Source organism: Pantoea sp. EABMAA-21, assembly GCF_030053335.1.
Classification (GTDB): domain Bacteria; phylum Pseudomonadota; class Gammaproteobacteria; order Enterobacterales; family Enterobacteriaceae; genus Pantoea; species Pantoea communis.
Genome location: NZ_JASGBX010000008.1, coordinates 151,181 through 165,292, shown reverse-complemented (window position 1 = coordinate 165,292; position 14,112 = coordinate 151,181). Strand labels below are relative to the sequence as shown.

Here is a 14,112-nt window from a genome sequence, read left to right as displayed (position 1 = left end):
GAGTGTGTCTCCTGCTGCAGCAAAGCTCTGTGGCGATGTCATGCAATGCAGGCGAAGAATTTCTGAGTGTATGCTATTTCGTCAAAATTGCTGTAAAAAAATACGCATTGCCCTTGAAAGCGATCAAAGCGCACCCATTTTTACTTCACGGTCGCGTTGCTGTTGCCGACAGGGACAGCAGCGGGCCGCACAACCTGTCCATGGTGGAAGGTTGCCAAAACTTGCTGATTTTCAGGAGTCTTTTTATGCGTAACTTTGATCTCACTCCGCTTTATCGTTCTGCTATTGGTTTCGACCGTCTGTTTAGTCTGCTTGAGTCCAATCAGAACCAGGCCAATGGTGGCTATCCTCCGTACAACGTTGAGCTGGTGGATGAAAACCACTATCGCATCACCATTGCCGTTGCGGGCTTTGCCCAGAGCGAGTTAGATATTACCTCACACGACAATGTGCTGATTATTCGCGGTGCGCACCCCGAAGAGCAACCGGAGCGCAAATACCTGTATCAGGGTATCGCCGAACGTAACTTTGAGCGCAAATTCCAGCTGGCCGATCACATCGTGGTGCGCGATGCGCGTCTCGAACTGGGCCTGCTGAGCATCGATCTGGAACGCATCGTTCCTGAAGAAGCGAAACCGCGCCGCATTGAAATCCTGAATTAAGGATATTGTGTTGAGAAGAAAACGCCGCAGAAATGCGGCGTTTTTGTTTCTGCGGATCAGGTGCGCACCCATAATCGCTGACTCACCATCCCGCCGAACACGTTCACCAGCAGGCCGAGAATAATCACTGACGCACCGAGAATTTCCTGCGCTGACAGGGTTTCGTCGAGTACCAGCGCAGCGCTAAGAATGCCCACCACGGGCACCAGCAGTGACAGCGGCGCCACGCGCCAGGTCTCATAGCGTCCGAGCAAATTGCCCCAGATCGCGTAGCCGACAATAGTGGCTATAAACGCGAGGTAAATCAGCGCCAGCACCGTCTGCAACGAGATATTCAGCAGGCTGGTGACGATTGCTGCTTCGCCATCAAACCACCATGAGCAGGCGAAAAACGGCACTACCGGCACCAGTGCACTCCACACCACCAGCGACATCACCGGCACCTTACGATTACGCAAAATGATCTTGTTGGTGATATTGCCCAGTCCCCATGACAGCGCCGCCGCCAGCGTCAGCATCATGGTGGTGAGCGTAATCCCAGCGGTGGTTTGGCCCTGCATGCCCGCCGTTGCCAGCATAAACATGCCAAGTGTCGCCACCAAAATTCCGGCGATGTGGTTCCAGCGCAGTTTTTCCGCCAGCAATAAAGCCCCCAGCAGCAGCGTAAAGAATGCCTGCGCCTGTAACACCAGTGAGGCCAGTCCTGCTGGCATGCCGAGTTTGATCGCCAGAAACAGGAAAGCGAACTGACCAAAGCTGATAGTCATGCCGTACACGATCAGCCAGCGCAAAGGGATCTGCGGCCGCTTCACAAAGAAGATAGCCGGGAACGCCACCAGTGCAAAACGCAATCCCGCCAGCAGAAACGGCGGCATATCGTGCATACCCAGTTTGATCACCACAAAATTCACGCCCCACGCCACCACTACGCACAGGGCTAACATCATATCTTTTACTGACATACTCGTTCCTTACTACAGCCGTTTCAGGCAGTCGCCGTCATCGGAGTGGCAATGTCTGCACAACAGTCATCGCCGATAACACGAAAAAAATCATCCACATTCAGCGCCATGGAACGCTCCAGCGCGCCGGCGTTAAACCACAGCGTGCCGACATCACGCAGGCGCGCATCGACGCGCAGCGCCAGTCGGTCATCAAAACTAAAGGGAGGCACCGCGCCCATCACACACTGCGTCAGTTCCTGTGCTTTCTCTGGCGCGGCAAAGCTCGACTTCTTGCCACCAATGGCGCGTGCGGCACTTTTGAAGTTGATCTTGCAGTCGCCCGGCACTATCGCCAGCAGGTAACGCGCATCGGCACCGTCAGGCATCGTCACTTCCAGCACCATCGCTTTGGCCGCCTGATTGAGATCGTTGCCGCGAATGCCGCTGATCACATCGGTCTGACCGATGGCCTCATGCTCCACCACGCGATAGTCTGCGTGGTGTTGATCCAGCAGGGCGGTGATTTTTTCATAGGTATTCATCTTCATCTCCTCGTCGAAGGCCCGGTATTAACTCCAGGCAATGGCGTGCTTCATTTTTTTGTCGGTCAGGCCAAAGAAAAAGCCCATGGTGATGCGCGTGTCGCCTTCCACGCGATCAATCTCGTGATAAAAAGCCGGATTAAACAGGTAGATGTCGCCGCTGCGTGGGGAGAACTCACACTCCTCGCTTTGCTCAATCACGCCAGTCTGATAGCCGAGTTCACCTGGCGTTTTGAAGCGCTCATCCACCGGATGCCACTTCTTGTTGAATATCCGCAGTTCCCCGCCCGCGTGACACTCCTGCAAACAGACCACACAGCTCAGTTGATGCAGGATGTGGGTGACGGCCAAACCACTGCCCGCGGCATCGCGTACGATGTTGTCGTTATGCAGTGGATTGGCGACGCCATTGGCATGAAAGCGCACAATCGAACCCGCGTAATCGCCCAACTCCGGCTCGCGGGCAGTGTGCAGACTCTCCAGACGCAATGAGTGCTTCACCCAGTTGTAAACCTGATCGCGCAGGCAGTGCAGTGACGCTGGCAGTGCTGGCTGGATGTCGCGCAGCTCGGTGAAGTAATTTTCGGGTGCGCGAGTGTGTTTAGCCAGATAGGGGCCGAGCGTGGTCAGTGCGCCATTTGGATAGCGCGAGACGCGCACCTGATCGCGGCACTGTTGCAGATCGTCCACCACCGCTTCGCGCACTTCAGGCGTCAGGAAATTGCGCAGCACCAACAGCGGCACGCGCGCGGTCACGATGTCATCCAGCCAGGTGCTTTCGACGAACATTTTTGGATGGATAACGCGTATCTGATTGAAAATGGCCATGCTGATCACTCCCCAAGTGGAAATTCATGAAGTTCATGGTTGTTCATGCGACGCCAGTCAGACGCCGTGCCCAGTGCAGCAATAGGTTCAGAAGAGATAAAAGTGGTGCTGTTATTTTGATAATGATGCAACGTGAAATAGTCAGGATAAGGGGTGTCATCGGGATGCCACTGCCACGCCCAGGCTTTATCCCGGGTGACAAAAATCGCATTAGCCGCACTGCCACCCGGTGACACGCGCGCCATCTTGCTGCGCAGGTAGTCACAGGTAAAATCGGCAGGCGTCACCTGATCGACGATATATTCAAGGTATTCGGCGGAGTCAAAGCGCGATTCCGCCATGCCCAGTTGCGCATAGACCGTGGGTAAAAAGCCGTTGTGCATCATGTACCACTGTGTCGCGCCGCTGGTGCGCCACAGCGGATGGGAAAACTCGATGCCGTGATTTTTGCTCAGCGTGGCGTGGCGTACATGTACCGCCAGAAAACGACTGTGACGCAATGCATCAACATCAATACCGGGCAGCGCATCAGCAAAGGTGCCAGTGCCATGCAGGGTGCGAATCTTTCCCTGATCCAGCCACAAACAGCCCCAGCCATTAGGGTGCTGTTTGATCGGGCCGTCATGCGTGGCGGTTTCGCCACAGCTCATGGCGCGTGCGGCGTCCAGTACCGCTGCCGCATCAAACTGACCGCTTGCCAGAATCATTCTGCACATAGAAGATCTCTCCGGGGGGCTAAGGACGGAACGTCGAGAATCTGCTGGAACACCGCTAACACATCGTCACGGCTGTCTGCGGCAAGACGGAAGGTGGCGAGGATACCAGCATGACGGGTGAGGTCGGCGTAGAGCGAGGATCGCGGCGAGACGGCCAGCGCGGGCAGATTGAGCGGTGGCAATAGTTGACCGCGCTGATGTTGGGCGATCCAGCGTTCCGCTGCGTCATATTGCAGGCGCTGACGCAGGCGCAGGCGACCAATGGCCTGGGCTTGCTTAGGGAAGTGCAGCACCGGCAAACCCCGTCCGGCTTCAATCTGAAACGCTACCTCCGCCCAGTTAATGCCGGTGACTTCCTCGACCAGATTCACCACGCCCATGCCCGATAAGCGGAAGCCCATTTCGAGGAAGTGCGGTTCACCGTTCACCATAATAAAATCGATGTGGAAGGCGCCCTGGCGATAGCCAAAGGTCTCACAGCAAAAGCTCATCAAACTGGCAAAGGCCGCAGGCAGCTGTTGTGCAGCCATCGCCACATGGCCGGATTCGTAAAAGCTGATACAGCCTTCTGCATCGATGTGGTGCTCGATCACCTTTTGACAGCAGGTCAGCGCCACCGCGTGTCCGTTATCCACCACACCTTGTAGTGAATACTCGTCGCCCGGCAGCCAGCTTTCGACAATAAAGCCGCTAAAGCCGCGCCCGCCGTAGTTCATGGTCTCCACCAGCTTGCCGATCACCGCATCGAGCTGGCTGGCCTCTTCCACCAGCCAGATCCCTAATCCGCCGCCGCCATCCACCGGTTTGATCACGCAGGGATACAGCAGTGCATCACGCGCGTCACGAATGCTCAGCGGTGAGGCAAAGAAGCGAAACTCCGGCTGTGGAAAGCGTGGCCAGGCTTTACGCAAGGCCATGCGCTGTGCGTACTTATCCGGCGGAATAAAGCAAGGTCCGGCATCCGGCCCGGCCAGCAGTTCGCGTACGCGACCGGCGCTGGCGTTGTAGGCTTCAAAGCCTGCCAGCACTACCTGAGGATGTTCCAGTAAGCCCGCGCGCAGACAGGCCTGTAACACATCCCACGGATTTTCCGGGCGATCGAGACGCACAATCAGATCGAACGGCAGCTGAATGCTCAAGCTTTGATAGTCGACAAAGTCGCCCATCTCCGCCAGCACGGTAAAATAGCCTTCGCGTTTTGCCACTGCGCAGTACGGATTTTGCCCGTCACGCGTGGCGCCAATCTGCAGGAAAATCTTTCTCATCGCGTCGCCTTACCGGGTTAACGCCCGGAGATCACTTCAGTGACGATGTCTTGCAAGGCACCGTTGTTGACCTGAATCACTGCTTTGTGGGGATCGAAACGCAGCACGCGTGAGAGCGCATCGCCGCGCGTGCCATCCAGCAGCGTATTGACCTGTGCACTGCGCCAGCACTGGCGCATCTGTGCAATCGTCAGGCCGGAGAGCTGCTCCAGCTGCTGTGCCAGCAGCAAATCATCGCTATCGCCGCATAGCAGTGCCCGCACCGCCTGTTCATCAGGCGCCTGATCGAGCTGTTGTAGCCAGACATTGAGCTGTTGGCCTTGCGCGATAAACGGCGAATAGATCATGCACACCAGCTGGGTTTCGTTGAGGCCAAACGCCTGTTCGGCAAACTGCGCTGCACGCTGGCGAGCGCGTTCAATCGCCGCATCGTCCTGATAACGCGCCGCCATTTCCGCAATCAGTTGCGGCGGGAAATCTTTCTTCTCCATCAGGCCGAGCGCAAAGCGCACATATTCGCGAATGCCTTCGGCGTAGCTACGCTGCATCAGCGTCTCCGCTCGCAGACCGCGAATATGTGCCATTAACGTCGGGTTGCCGCAGTCCGATTCAGAGAAGCTGAACATCAGCTCATCAAAGCGGAAGTGCATGAACTCGGTGAGTAGCGACCAGTGCGCACCCGCTTCATAGGCGGTGTCCTGATAGATGTTGAAGAACAGCGGATCGCGTGCCAGCTGCCAGGTGATGCGATGGGCCGGGGTAACCTGCTCGGCGCCGTAAATGTCGGCGAAATAGCGTTCTGCCACGCCATCCAGGGTTTGCAGGAAGCCGCTAAAGCCGCGTGATTTGTCGGCAACGGGCGCATCAAACAGGCGTGAAAGATGACGAGCCCAGGCGAGGTAAGCGGTCTGCTCCTGCGGCGAATCACCGGTGATGATCACATCCACGCCGCCCTCGTAGTGCGCGGCAAGGCCAAACGAGTTCACCATGCTGAGGTTGCAGGCGTTACAGAAAGTGGAGCGCGCATCGGCACGAAAGCGATGGCCATTCATCAGCACATCGTTGCGATTCTGCTGGCGCACGCTGTCGGGCATCGGCAGATGACGTTCAAAGTGGCGGATTTGCAAGCCATCAGTCACCAGGCATTCGATAAAGTCATCACCCGGAATGTGCAATGCACGATATACGCGGTCGATATTTTCCATCACGCTGTCGTTCATCGCCGCATGACGATTGGTGCTGATGCGCAGCTGGAAGGTGCTGCCCTGCTGCTGCCAAATCAGCCCCTGAATGTAGCGCACATACGCCACCATGTAGCTGCTGTCTTTCCCGCCGCCATAGGCGAGTAGCACGCGATTGTTAGCGGGATTGTCGCTATCGGGTAGGGCGGCAAGTAAGCGTTGAGAACAGCGTTGAGCAGAATCGATAATCGCGGGCGTGAGATAACCTTCAATTTCTCTCATCATGGTGGACAGATTATTCATTTTTCACTTCATCCTTTGGCTAATAAAATCGCCGTTACCGTGCTGGCGGTAACGGGCAGGAAAAGGGGCCACGAAGTTGCAACGGAATGAATGTCTGAGGCTGAATTAACAGATGCAGCCTAAAGTACTTTGAATGTAATCTGATGGATACGCACAGATCAGCACGATATAGGGTGGAACAGATGGCGGATGGAACGGGTGAACAGGAGAGCCAGAGTAGTCGTTACCGTCAGATTGCAGAGCAGATAAAACAAGCCATTCACAGCGGATCGCTGCCGCCTGATAGCCGTTTACCGTCGGTGCGCACGCTGGCGACGCAGTACAGCGTCAGCATGACCACTGCGCTGAAAACATTACGCACGCTGGAGGATGAGCACTATGCCGTTGCGCGTCCTAAGTCCGGCTTTTTTGTGGCGCCCCGTCAGGTTCCCAGGGGGTTACCCGCTGCCATCCACAGCGAACAGCCGCGTGAAGTCGCCCCGCTGGATGAACAAACCGAGCTGCATCTGGCCATGCTGGGCTCCGATTGTCGTGTGCGGCTGGATCTGGCCAATGGCGATATCTCGCTCTATCCGGTCAAGAAAATTGGATTGCTGATGCGCCAGATGGGCTACAGCAAACCGGCACTGCTCGGCAACACGGTGAAGGGCACCGGCTATGCGCCGCTCAAAGCCGAGATTGCACGCCGCGCGGTGGATTATGGCTGCAATATCAGCGCTGATGACATCCTGATCACCAACGGTTGTATCGAAGCTATCTCACTGGCTTTGCGCGCCACCACCCGCCCCGGCGATATCGTGGCAGTGGAATCGCCGTGCTACTTCGTGCTGTTGCAGATGCTGCATAATCTCAATCTGCGCGTGATTGAAGTGGAAGCCGGGCCGGAAGGTTATGTTAACGTCAGTAAACTTACCGCGCTGTTTCAGCGTAAAGCGGTGCAGGCCTATCTCACCATCAACAACATCAATAATCCGCTGGGGAAAAGCATTCCCAACGAGCAGAAAGCCTATATTGCGCGTCAGGCCGATGAGAATGATGTGGTGATTATTGAGGATGATATTTTCGGTGATACGGCGTTTGGCAATCGCCGTCCGTTCCCGATGCGCGCCTTTAGCCCGAATGCCATTCTTTGCAGCGGCTTCTCGAAAACGGTGGCGCCCGGTATCCGCATTGGCTGGGTGCACAGCAGTAATTACATGCGCAAAATCGCCTCGCTGAAATACACCACCAGCATGGGCACCTCGGTGTTGTCACAGGCAGCGATTGCTGAACTGCTGCGCAGCGGCGGCTACGATGCGCATCTGCGCAAATTGCGTCGTGAGTTGAAGAATCAAATCCACCATATGCGCCAGGCGGTGTTGCGTTATTTCCCTGCGGGCACGCGTGTATCGGATCCTGAAGGCGGCTATGTGTTGTGGGTGGAAATGCCCATTCAGTCGTTAAACGTGCGCGCGCTGTTTCTTAAAGCGCGTAACGCGGGCATCGGTATCGCGCCGGGACATATCTTCGCCACCGATCACCGTTACGATCACTGTTTCCGACTGAACGCCGGTTTTGGCTGGAATGCGGAAGTGGAGGAGGCGATCAAGCAGCTGGCGCAATGGTGCCAGCTATCGCTGGTGGCGGATAAATAGAGATTATTTGGAAGTAGTTCACAAATTTAAATAAACATCGGCTGCTGTGTTTATTATTCACTACCAGTTAATGGAATCACTAATTTATTCTTGTCTGGCTTGGTTTATCATTAAATATATGAAATAGATGACAAGGATAAGTAATGAAAATTTTTGGAAAGGATATCCCTACACGTGGATTCATTATTTTCGCATTGTGGATTTGGACTTTCTTTACCCTATCGCATGAATCCTTACCCTATGTCCCGGTGAATAATCCTGGATGGGTTGGCGTAGTAGCATGGTTATTTATGCTGATCGGAGCCTATGCTTTTTATTCAAGCCTGTTCCGATTTTACGACTGGTACAATAATAAATAATGCATCAACGCCTCCCGATTAATTTCGAGAGGCGTTTTAAAAGATTGGTTTAGCCAATCTTCTCCAGCTCTTCCGCCAGAATCTGCACCGCGCGTTCAATCTTCTCCGCATCCGGTACATAGTTCATGCGCATACATTGATGTGTATGCGGCCATTCCTGTTCCAGACCAGGGAAGAAGAAGTGGCCCGGCACCATCAGCACGCCGCGCGCTTTCAGGCGCTGATACAAGGCTTCGGTGCTGATCGGCAGATCGCGGAACCACAGCCAGAGGAAAATTGCCCCTTCGGGTTTGTGGATCAGGCAGCGATCTTCCGGCAGATAGCGGTGCAGAATGGCAATCGTCTCGCTCACCTTGTCCTGATAGAACGGCTTGATCACCTCTTCCGACAGACGCAGCAAATCGCCACGCACGATCATCTCAGTGGCAATCGCCGGGCCGATACTGCCTGGCGCTAAGCTGATAATCCCATTCATGTTACCAATCGCGCTAATCGTGCTCTCATCGGCGACGATAATGCCGCAACGTGCACCCGGCAGGCCGAGTTTCGACAGGCTCATGCACAGAATGGTATTTGGGTTCCACAGCGGACGGGCTTCGCTGAAGATAATGCCGGGGAAGGGCACACCGTAGGCGTTATCGATCAGTAATGGCACGCCGTGCTGCTGTGCCAGCGCATCCAGCTGCATCAGCTCGTCATCGGTGATCACGTTACCGGTCGGGTTGGTTGGGCGCGACACGCAGATCAGGCCCACGTCCTCATTCAGCGGCAGGTGGTCGAAATCGACGTGATACTTGAACTGACCTTCTGGCAGCAGCTCAATGTTCGGCCTGGCGGAAACAAACAGATCTTCTTCCAGTCCGGCATCGGCGTAACCGAGATACTCCGGTGCCAGCGGGAACAGCACGCGTTTTTTACTGCCGTCGGCGCGACGACCCGCGAACAGGTTAAACAGATAGAAGAACGCGCTCTGGCTGCCGTTGGTCAGCGCAATATTTTGTGCGGTAATCGGCCAGCCCAGCTCTTCACGCAGCATGTTCGCCAGCGCATCCAGCAGCAGCGTTTTACCACGCGGACCGTCGTAATTGCACAGCGCTTCGCTCAGTTTTCCGTCCTGATGCATCTGCAGCAGCAGCTGGTTGAAGTAGTCATTAATGGCCGGGATCTGCGCCGGGTTGCCGCCGCCAAGCATAATGGTGCCGGGCGTGCGCAGGCCTTCACCCATGTCTTCCATCAGACGTGAGATGCCGGAATGTTGAGTAAATTTGTCGCCGAACTGAGAAAAGGACATAGGAAGTTAAAACATTGTAATCGGGAATGGGCAACCACCTTAGCGCCCGCCACGGGCAGGCGCAATGGCTAAAGCAGCAAGCTTAGGCCTGGATTTGCGGGTTAACGCAGTTTTTCTCGACTTTGCCGCTCAGCGCAGCAATCAGGTTATCCACCGCATCACGTGCCATACCGTAACGCGTTTCATGGGTGGCTGAGCCGATGTGCGGCAGCGCTACCACGTTCGGCAACTTAAGGATCTCCGCATCGGCAGGCACCGGCTCCACTTCAAACACATCCAGACCGGCTGCGTGAATCGTGCCGTCCTTCAATGCCGCCGTCAGCGCTTGCTCATCAACCACCGGGCCGCGACCTGCATTTATCAGGATGGCGCTGGGTTTCATCATCTTGAGCTGTGCAGCGCCAATCATATGGTGCGTCTGCTCGGTCAGCGGCAGGCTGATGCAAACAAAATCACTCTCTTTCAGCAGCGTTTCAAGATCACAGGCACGTGCACCGAAGCGGGTTTCCGCCTCTTCATGCTGGCGGCGTGCGTTGTAGAGAATGTTCATGCCAAAGCCGAAGTGCGCACGCTGCGCCAGCGCCAGGCCGATACGGCCCATGCCAAGAATCCCCAAGGTTTTGTGATGCACGTCGATGCCGAAATGTTCTGGTCCGATGCTTTTCTTCCATTCACCGGCCTTAACCCATTGATCCAACTCGGTGACGCGACGGGCGGTGCTCAGCACCAGCGCCATCATGGTATCGGCCACGGTTTCGGTCAAAACGGTTGGCGTGTGCATCAGCAGTACATTGCGCTGATTTAAGGCTTCGACATCAAAGTTGTCGTAACCCACAGACACGGTAGAACAAGCGCGTAAGGCGGGCATCTTCGCCAGCAGATCACCATTTACTTTACCGCCTGAGCCGAGCAAACCCTCGGCTTGCGCAAACTGTGCGGCATGCTGTTGCACGGTTTCGGGGGAGACGTCATGCACTTCGGTGACGGTAAAATGGGCATCCAGTTTAGCGCGCAGATCGTCTGGCAGGCTCTTATAAAGAATCACAGCAGGTTTCATCATTTGCTCCCTGTAGAACGTGTGACGGGCGACCTGAGCCGCCCGGAAAAGTCATTTCTTACGCTTTCAGGCGTGCTTCGCCCCATGAATCGGTGCTGTCTTGTTCTCCGCGGGCTTGACGATTAACGTCAGCCACACCGAGACCAGCAGCGCGGCACCCATAAAGATATAAGAGGCAGCAGGACTGCCGGTTGCGCCATTAAGATAGCCTACAATCCACGATCCGATGAAGGAGCCGAGTGCGCCCATGCTGTTAATCAGCGCCATGGCACCGCCAGCAACGTTGCGTGGCAGCATCTCAGTAATCAGGGCAAAGAACGGGCCGTAAGGGGCATACATCGCGCCTCCGGCAATCACCAGCAGCGCATACGACAGCCAGAAGTGGCTGGAACCGACCAGATAGGAGCCAAGGAACGCCAGCGCCCCAATCAGCAGCAGCGGCCAGACAAACAGCTTACGGTTTTGCTTTTTGTCAGACGCCCATGACACCACGACCATCGCAATGGTCGCCACCAGATAAGGCACTGCTGAAAGCCAACCCGCCTCGACCATACCCATCTGTGTGCCGTTACGCAGAATCGAAGGCAGCCACAGTACGAAACCGTACACGCCAATGCTCCAGGCAAAATATTGCATGCACAGAATGATCACATTGCGATTTCGGAAGGCTTCGCCATAGTTACGCACCGCTTTGATGCCTTCCTGCTCTTTCTGCAACTGCGCCTGCAGTGCTGATTTCTCTTCGTCGCTCATCCATTTGGCTTGTGCTGGCTTGTCCTGCACCAGGAACCACCAGGCCACGGCCCAGATCACCGCCGGGATGCCTTCGAAGATAAACATTTCACGCCAGCCGAAAGCATTAATCAGATAGCCGGACACCACCGACATCCACAGCACCGTGACCGGATTGCCGAGGATCAGGAAAGTATTGGCGCGCGAACGTTCCGACTTAGTGAACCAGTTACTGATGTAAATCAGCATCGCCGGCATCACCGCCGCTTCCACCACGCCAAGCACGAAACGAATCGCTGCCAGCATCGGAATGTTGCTTACCACGCCGGTTAATGAGGCACAGCCGCCCCACAGAATCAGGCACCAGAAAATCAGCTTCTTCACGCTGCGGCGTTCGGCATACACCGCGCCGGGGATCTGGAAGAAGAAATAGCCAAGGAAGAACAGGGCACCCAACAGCGATGACATGCCTTTGGTGATGCCGAGATCGTCATTAATCCCTGCGGCAGAGGCGAAGCTAAAGTTCGCCCGGTCCAGATACGCCAGACTGTAGGTGATAAACACGATGGGCATGATAAACCACCAGCGTTTTGGCGCGATTGTCTGCGATTTCATGGGTGACTCCTCTGTTTTGAGGCGGGCACATTCAATGGATGCGCCTCGAAATAATCGGGTTGTGTAGAGACAGACGGATTAACCAGGTACACCTGAATGCGTACCCTCCTGCAGGGTCACCGATTAAGGCAACCGCTTAATTAAAAATCGCCCAGCGCCGCGCGCGTCGGCAGGCCTTCACTGTCGCCGGCGACCTGAATCGCCAGCGAACCAATCTTGTTACCGCGCAGAATCGCCTGTGGCAGCGATTTGCCCTCCAGCAGTGCGCTGATCAGGCCCACGGCAAAACCATCGCCCGCGCCGACGGTATCCACCACGTTATCGACGAGAATCGGTGCGACATTGCCCTTTTCACCATCGGCGGTTTTATACCAGGCGCCGTCGCAGCCGGTTTTGATCACCACAGCCCGTACACCTTTATCCAGATAGAAATCGGCGATGGCTTCTGGCTGACGATAGCCGGTCAGAATGAACCCTTCTTTCTCACCCGGCAGCACCCAGTCTGCATACTCTGCCAGCAGATTCAGTTGCTTACGCATTTCCTCCTCGCTGCGCCATAACACCGGGCGCAAATTCGGATCGAAGGAGATGGTTTTGCCGCGCGAACGCATCTCTTTGGCCGCATGTTTGGTCAACTCAAGCGAGCTGTCGGAGAGGGCGGCGGCCACGCCGCTCAGGTGCAGGTGGCGCGCGCCACCAAAATAATCCGCATTAAAATCGTCTGGTGACAGATGGCTGGCGGCGGAGCCTGCACGGAAATATTCCACTTCAGGATCGGAACCGTCATCGACGCGCGACTTGAGCTGAAAACCGGTGCGATAGCGGGTATCGGTGGTCACACAGTGATGATCGACCTTCTCTTTCGCCAGCTGTTGCAGCGTAAAACGGCCGAAACTGTCATCGCCGACGCGGCTGACCCAGCCGACCTGTAAACCAAGGCGCGCCAGGCCGATGGCTACATTCAGTTCGGCACCGGCAATACGTTTGACGAAGCCCTCTGCGGCGGCGAGATCCCCGCTTTGCTGAGCGATAAACATCGCCATCGCTTCGCCAATCGTGACCACATCCAGTTGCTTCATCATCGACTCCTTACAGCGCACGCAGCAATTCAACGTAATGGCGTGTCACGGCCAGCAGATCTTCGCCTTCGAGTGGGAACTCGATGCCGCGCGGCGCATCAGCAGGCAGTGCGTTAAGCAATGTGCGCCAGCTGCCGTCGGTTTCGTCCAGCGCCACCGCACGGAAGCTCTCGCCATGTGGCACCGCGGCTTTCACGTGAATGTAGCTGACGTAACGGCTGAGCTGCGCTGCGGCCTGCAAAGCGTCTTCGCCGGTCCACTGCCAGTTGCCCATGTCGAAGGTCATATCCAGCGGCAGGGCGGCATCGCAGGCACGATGGAAGAAGGTCTGCATCGGGGCCAGTTTGCTGTCTGGCGTTTGATCGTTTTCCACCACCACGGTTACTGGCGATGCGGCGAGTACCTCAACCAGCGCAGCGTCGGAGAGATCGACAAAATGGCCGAGGGCGATTTTCAAACGCTTAGCGCCAATCTGTTCGGCTTCCAGCAGGAACTGCCCCAGGCGAGGGTTGAGCGAGCCATCTTCCAGCCACAACGCTTCCGGCACCGAGTAGCTGGCACTCAGCTGCTGTTGAGCAATTGCCTCGTTGAGCGAATGCAGTCTCAGCAGATCATCTTCGCTGAATAGCTCACGACGGATTTCTACGCCATCCGCGCCAGCGGCTTTGATCAGCGGCAGCAGGGCGGTTTGACCACCTAACTCAGCGACTTTGTGCGTGCCGTAGGCGGCGGTGACCACGATGATTTCCGGATGTGCCATGTTGTCTCTCCATTGAACTCGGAAGGATGCGGTCTGAGCCGCCCGTTGTTTTAAATCGATGTCTTAAAAAAAACCTAAATGGAACCGGTTCCAAATGAAAGGAAGAGAGTGTGGAATTATGATCCTGCTCACGAAGTGAGCCAG

14 protein-coding genes are annotated in these 14,112 nt (G+C 55.8%); 3 read left to right on the top strand and 11 right to left on the bottom strand.

Translation table 11 applies throughout. The annotated features are described in order from the left end of the window. Positions 1 to 245 precede the first annotated feature (245 nt). Positions 246 to 662, top strand: a complete 417-nt coding sequence (gene ibpA / locus QMZ65_RS13900) for a small heat shock chaperone IbpA (protein ID WP_034830093.1) — start codon at positions 246 to 248, stop codon at positions 660 to 662. Between the two features lie 56 nt (positions 663 to 718). Here ibpA and QMZ65_RS13895 read toward each other — a convergent pair whose 3' ends face one another. From QMZ65_RS13895 to QMZ65_RS13870, 6 genes are read right to left on the bottom strand one after another with little or no spacing between them, the layout of a single operon-like run. Further along, positions 719 to 1,624, bottom strand: a complete 906-nt coding sequence (locus QMZ65_RS13895; protein WP_097118433.1) for an EamA family transporter — start codon at positions 1,622 to 1,624, stop codon at positions 719 to 721. Positions 1,625 to 1,647: 23 nt separating this feature from the next. Next, complete coding sequence (locus tag QMZ65_RS13890) at positions 1,648 to 2,148, bottom strand: YbaK/EbsC family protein (RefSeq protein ID WP_160833310.1); 501 nt, start codon at positions 2,146 to 2,148, stop codon at positions 1,648 to 1,650. Positions 2,149 to 2,175: 27 nt separating this feature from the next. After that, a complete protein-coding gene (locus tag QMZ65_RS13885) occupies positions 2,176 to 2,976 on the bottom strand; it encodes a 2OG-Fe(II)-dependent halogenase WelO5 family protein (RefSeq protein ID WP_283216197.1) in 801 nt (266 codons plus the stop codon). Positions 2,977 to 2,981: 5 nt separating this feature from the next. Further along, complete coding sequence (locus QMZ65_RS13880; RefSeq protein WP_097118436.1) at positions 2,982 to 3,692, bottom strand: class II glutamine amidotransferase; 711 nt, start codon at positions 3,690 to 3,692, stop codon at positions 2,982 to 2,984. Further along, complete coding sequence (locus QMZ65_RS13875; RefSeq protein WP_097118437.1) at positions 3,680 to 4,957, bottom strand: ATP-grasp domain-containing protein; 1,278 nt, start codon at positions 4,955 to 4,957, stop codon at positions 3,680 to 3,682. The genes QMZ65_RS13880 and QMZ65_RS13875 overlap by 13 nt, the downstream gene beginning before the upstream one ends. A 17-nt stretch (positions 4,958 to 4,974) precedes the next feature. Beyond that, positions 4,975 to 6,441, bottom strand: a complete 1,467-nt coding sequence (locus QMZ65_RS13870; protein ID WP_160833313.1) for a hypothetical protein — start codon at positions 6,439 to 6,441, stop codon at positions 4,975 to 4,977. A 182-nt stretch (positions 6,442 to 6,623) separates the two neighbouring features. On the opposite strand from QMZ65_RS13870, the gene QMZ65_RS13865 reads away from it, so the two are divergent. Both QMZ65_RS13865 and QMZ65_RS13860 read left to right on the top strand, forming a co-directional pair. Further along, positions 6,624 to 8,075, top strand: coding sequence for an aminotransferase-like domain-containing protein (locus tag QMZ65_RS13865; protein ID WP_058961173.1), 1,452 nt, complete (start codon positions 6,624 to 6,626; stop codon positions 8,073 to 8,075). A gap of 143 nt (positions 8,076 to 8,218) precedes the next feature. Next, positions 8,219 to 8,434, top strand: coding sequence for a hypothetical protein (locus tag QMZ65_RS13860; RefSeq protein ID WP_058961171.1), 216 nt, complete (start codon positions 8,219 to 8,221; stop codon positions 8,432 to 8,434). A 49-nt stretch (positions 8,435 to 8,483) separates the two neighbouring features. Here the strand turns inward: QMZ65_RS13860 and QMZ65_RS13855 are convergent, their stop codons facing one another. From QMZ65_RS13855 to QMZ65_RS13835, 5 genes are all read right to left on the bottom strand, one after another. Then, entirely contained in the window at positions 8,484 to 9,725 is a 1,242-nt protein-coding gene (locus QMZ65_RS13855; RefSeq protein ID WP_283216196.1) for a valine--pyruvate transaminase, read from the bottom strand. Positions 9,726 to 9,807: 82 nt separating this feature from the next. Further along, positions 9,808 to 10,782 (bottom strand): glyoxylate/hydroxypyruvate reductase GhrB, encoded by a 975-nt coding sequence (gene ghrB, locus QMZ65_RS13850; RefSeq protein WP_160833315.1) that lies wholly within the window; start codon positions 10,780 to 10,782, stop codon positions 9,808 to 9,810. A gap of 66 nt (positions 10,783 to 10,848) precedes the next feature. Beyond that, a complete protein-coding gene (locus QMZ65_RS13845) occupies positions 10,849 to 12,129 on the bottom strand; it encodes an MFS transporter (RefSeq protein WP_160833316.1) in 1,281 nt (426 codons plus the stop codon). A 140-nt stretch (positions 12,130 to 12,269) separates the two neighbouring features. Then, complete coding sequence (locus QMZ65_RS13840) at positions 12,270 to 13,211, bottom strand: sugar kinase (RefSeq protein ID WP_160869098.1); 942 nt, start codon at positions 13,209 to 13,211, stop codon at positions 12,270 to 12,272. A gap of 7 nt (positions 13,212 to 13,218) precedes the next feature. Continuing rightward, complete coding sequence (locus tag QMZ65_RS13835; protein ID WP_097118442.1) at positions 13,219 to 13,968, bottom strand: sugar phosphate isomerase/epimerase family protein; 750 nt, start codon at positions 13,966 to 13,968, stop codon at positions 13,219 to 13,221. Positions 13,969 to 14,112: the final 144 nt, after the last annotated feature.

What these genes read in the sequence shown, in the direction of transcription:
- ibpA (WP_034830093.1), top strand. Translation starts at nt 246, where the DNA reads ATGCGTAACTTTGATCTCACTCCGCTTTATCGTTCTGCTATTGGTTTC.
- QMZ65_RS13895 (WP_097118433.1), bottom strand. Translation starts at nt 1,624, where the DNA reads ATGTCAGTAAAAGATATGATGTTAGCCCTGTGCGTAGTGGTGGCGTGG.
- QMZ65_RS13890 (WP_160833310.1), bottom strand. Translation starts at nt 2,148, where the DNA reads ATGAATACCTATGAAAAAATCACCGCCCTGCTGGATCAACACCACGCA.
- QMZ65_RS13885 (WP_283216197.1), bottom strand. Translation starts at nt 2,976, where the DNA reads ATGGCCATTTTCAATCAGATACGCGTTATCCATCCAAAAATGTTCGTC.
- QMZ65_RS13880 (WP_097118436.1), bottom strand. Translation starts at nt 3,692, where the DNA reads ATGTGCAGAATGATTCTGGCAAGCGGTCAGTTTGATGCGGCAGCGGTA.
- QMZ65_RS13875 (WP_097118437.1), bottom strand. Translation starts at nt 4,957, where the DNA reads ATGAGAAAGATTTTCCTGCAGATTGGCGCCACGCGTGACGGGCAAAAT.
- QMZ65_RS13870 (WP_160833313.1), bottom strand. Translation starts at nt 6,441, where the DNA reads ATGAATAATCTGTCCACCATGATGAGAGAAATTGAAGGTTATCTCACG.
- QMZ65_RS13865 (WP_058961173.1), top strand. Translation starts at nt 6,624, where the DNA reads ATGGCGGATGGAACGGGTGAACAGGAGAGCCAGAGTAGTCGTTACCGT.
- QMZ65_RS13860 (WP_058961171.1), top strand. Translation starts at nt 8,219, where the DNA reads ATGAAAATTTTTGGAAAGGATATCCCTACACGTGGATTCATTATTTTC.
- QMZ65_RS13855 (WP_283216196.1), bottom strand. Translation starts at nt 9,725, where the DNA reads ATGTCCTTTTCTCAGTTCGGCGACAAATTTACTCAACATTCCGGCATC.
- ghrB (WP_160833315.1), bottom strand. Translation starts at nt 10,782, where the DNA reads ATGAAACCTGCTGTGATTCTTTATAAGAGCCTGCCAGACGATCTGCGC.
- QMZ65_RS13845 (WP_160833316.1), bottom strand. Translation starts at nt 12,129, where the DNA reads ATGAAATCGCAGACAATCGCGCCAAAACGCTGGTGGTTTATCATGCCC.
- QMZ65_RS13840 (WP_160869098.1), bottom strand. Translation starts at nt 13,211, where the DNA reads ATGATGAAGCAACTGGATGTGGTCACGATTGGCGAAGCGATGGCGATG.
- QMZ65_RS13835 (WP_097118442.1), bottom strand. Translation starts at nt 13,968, where the DNA reads ATGGCACATCCGGAAATCATCGTGGTCACCGCCGCCTACGGCACGCAC.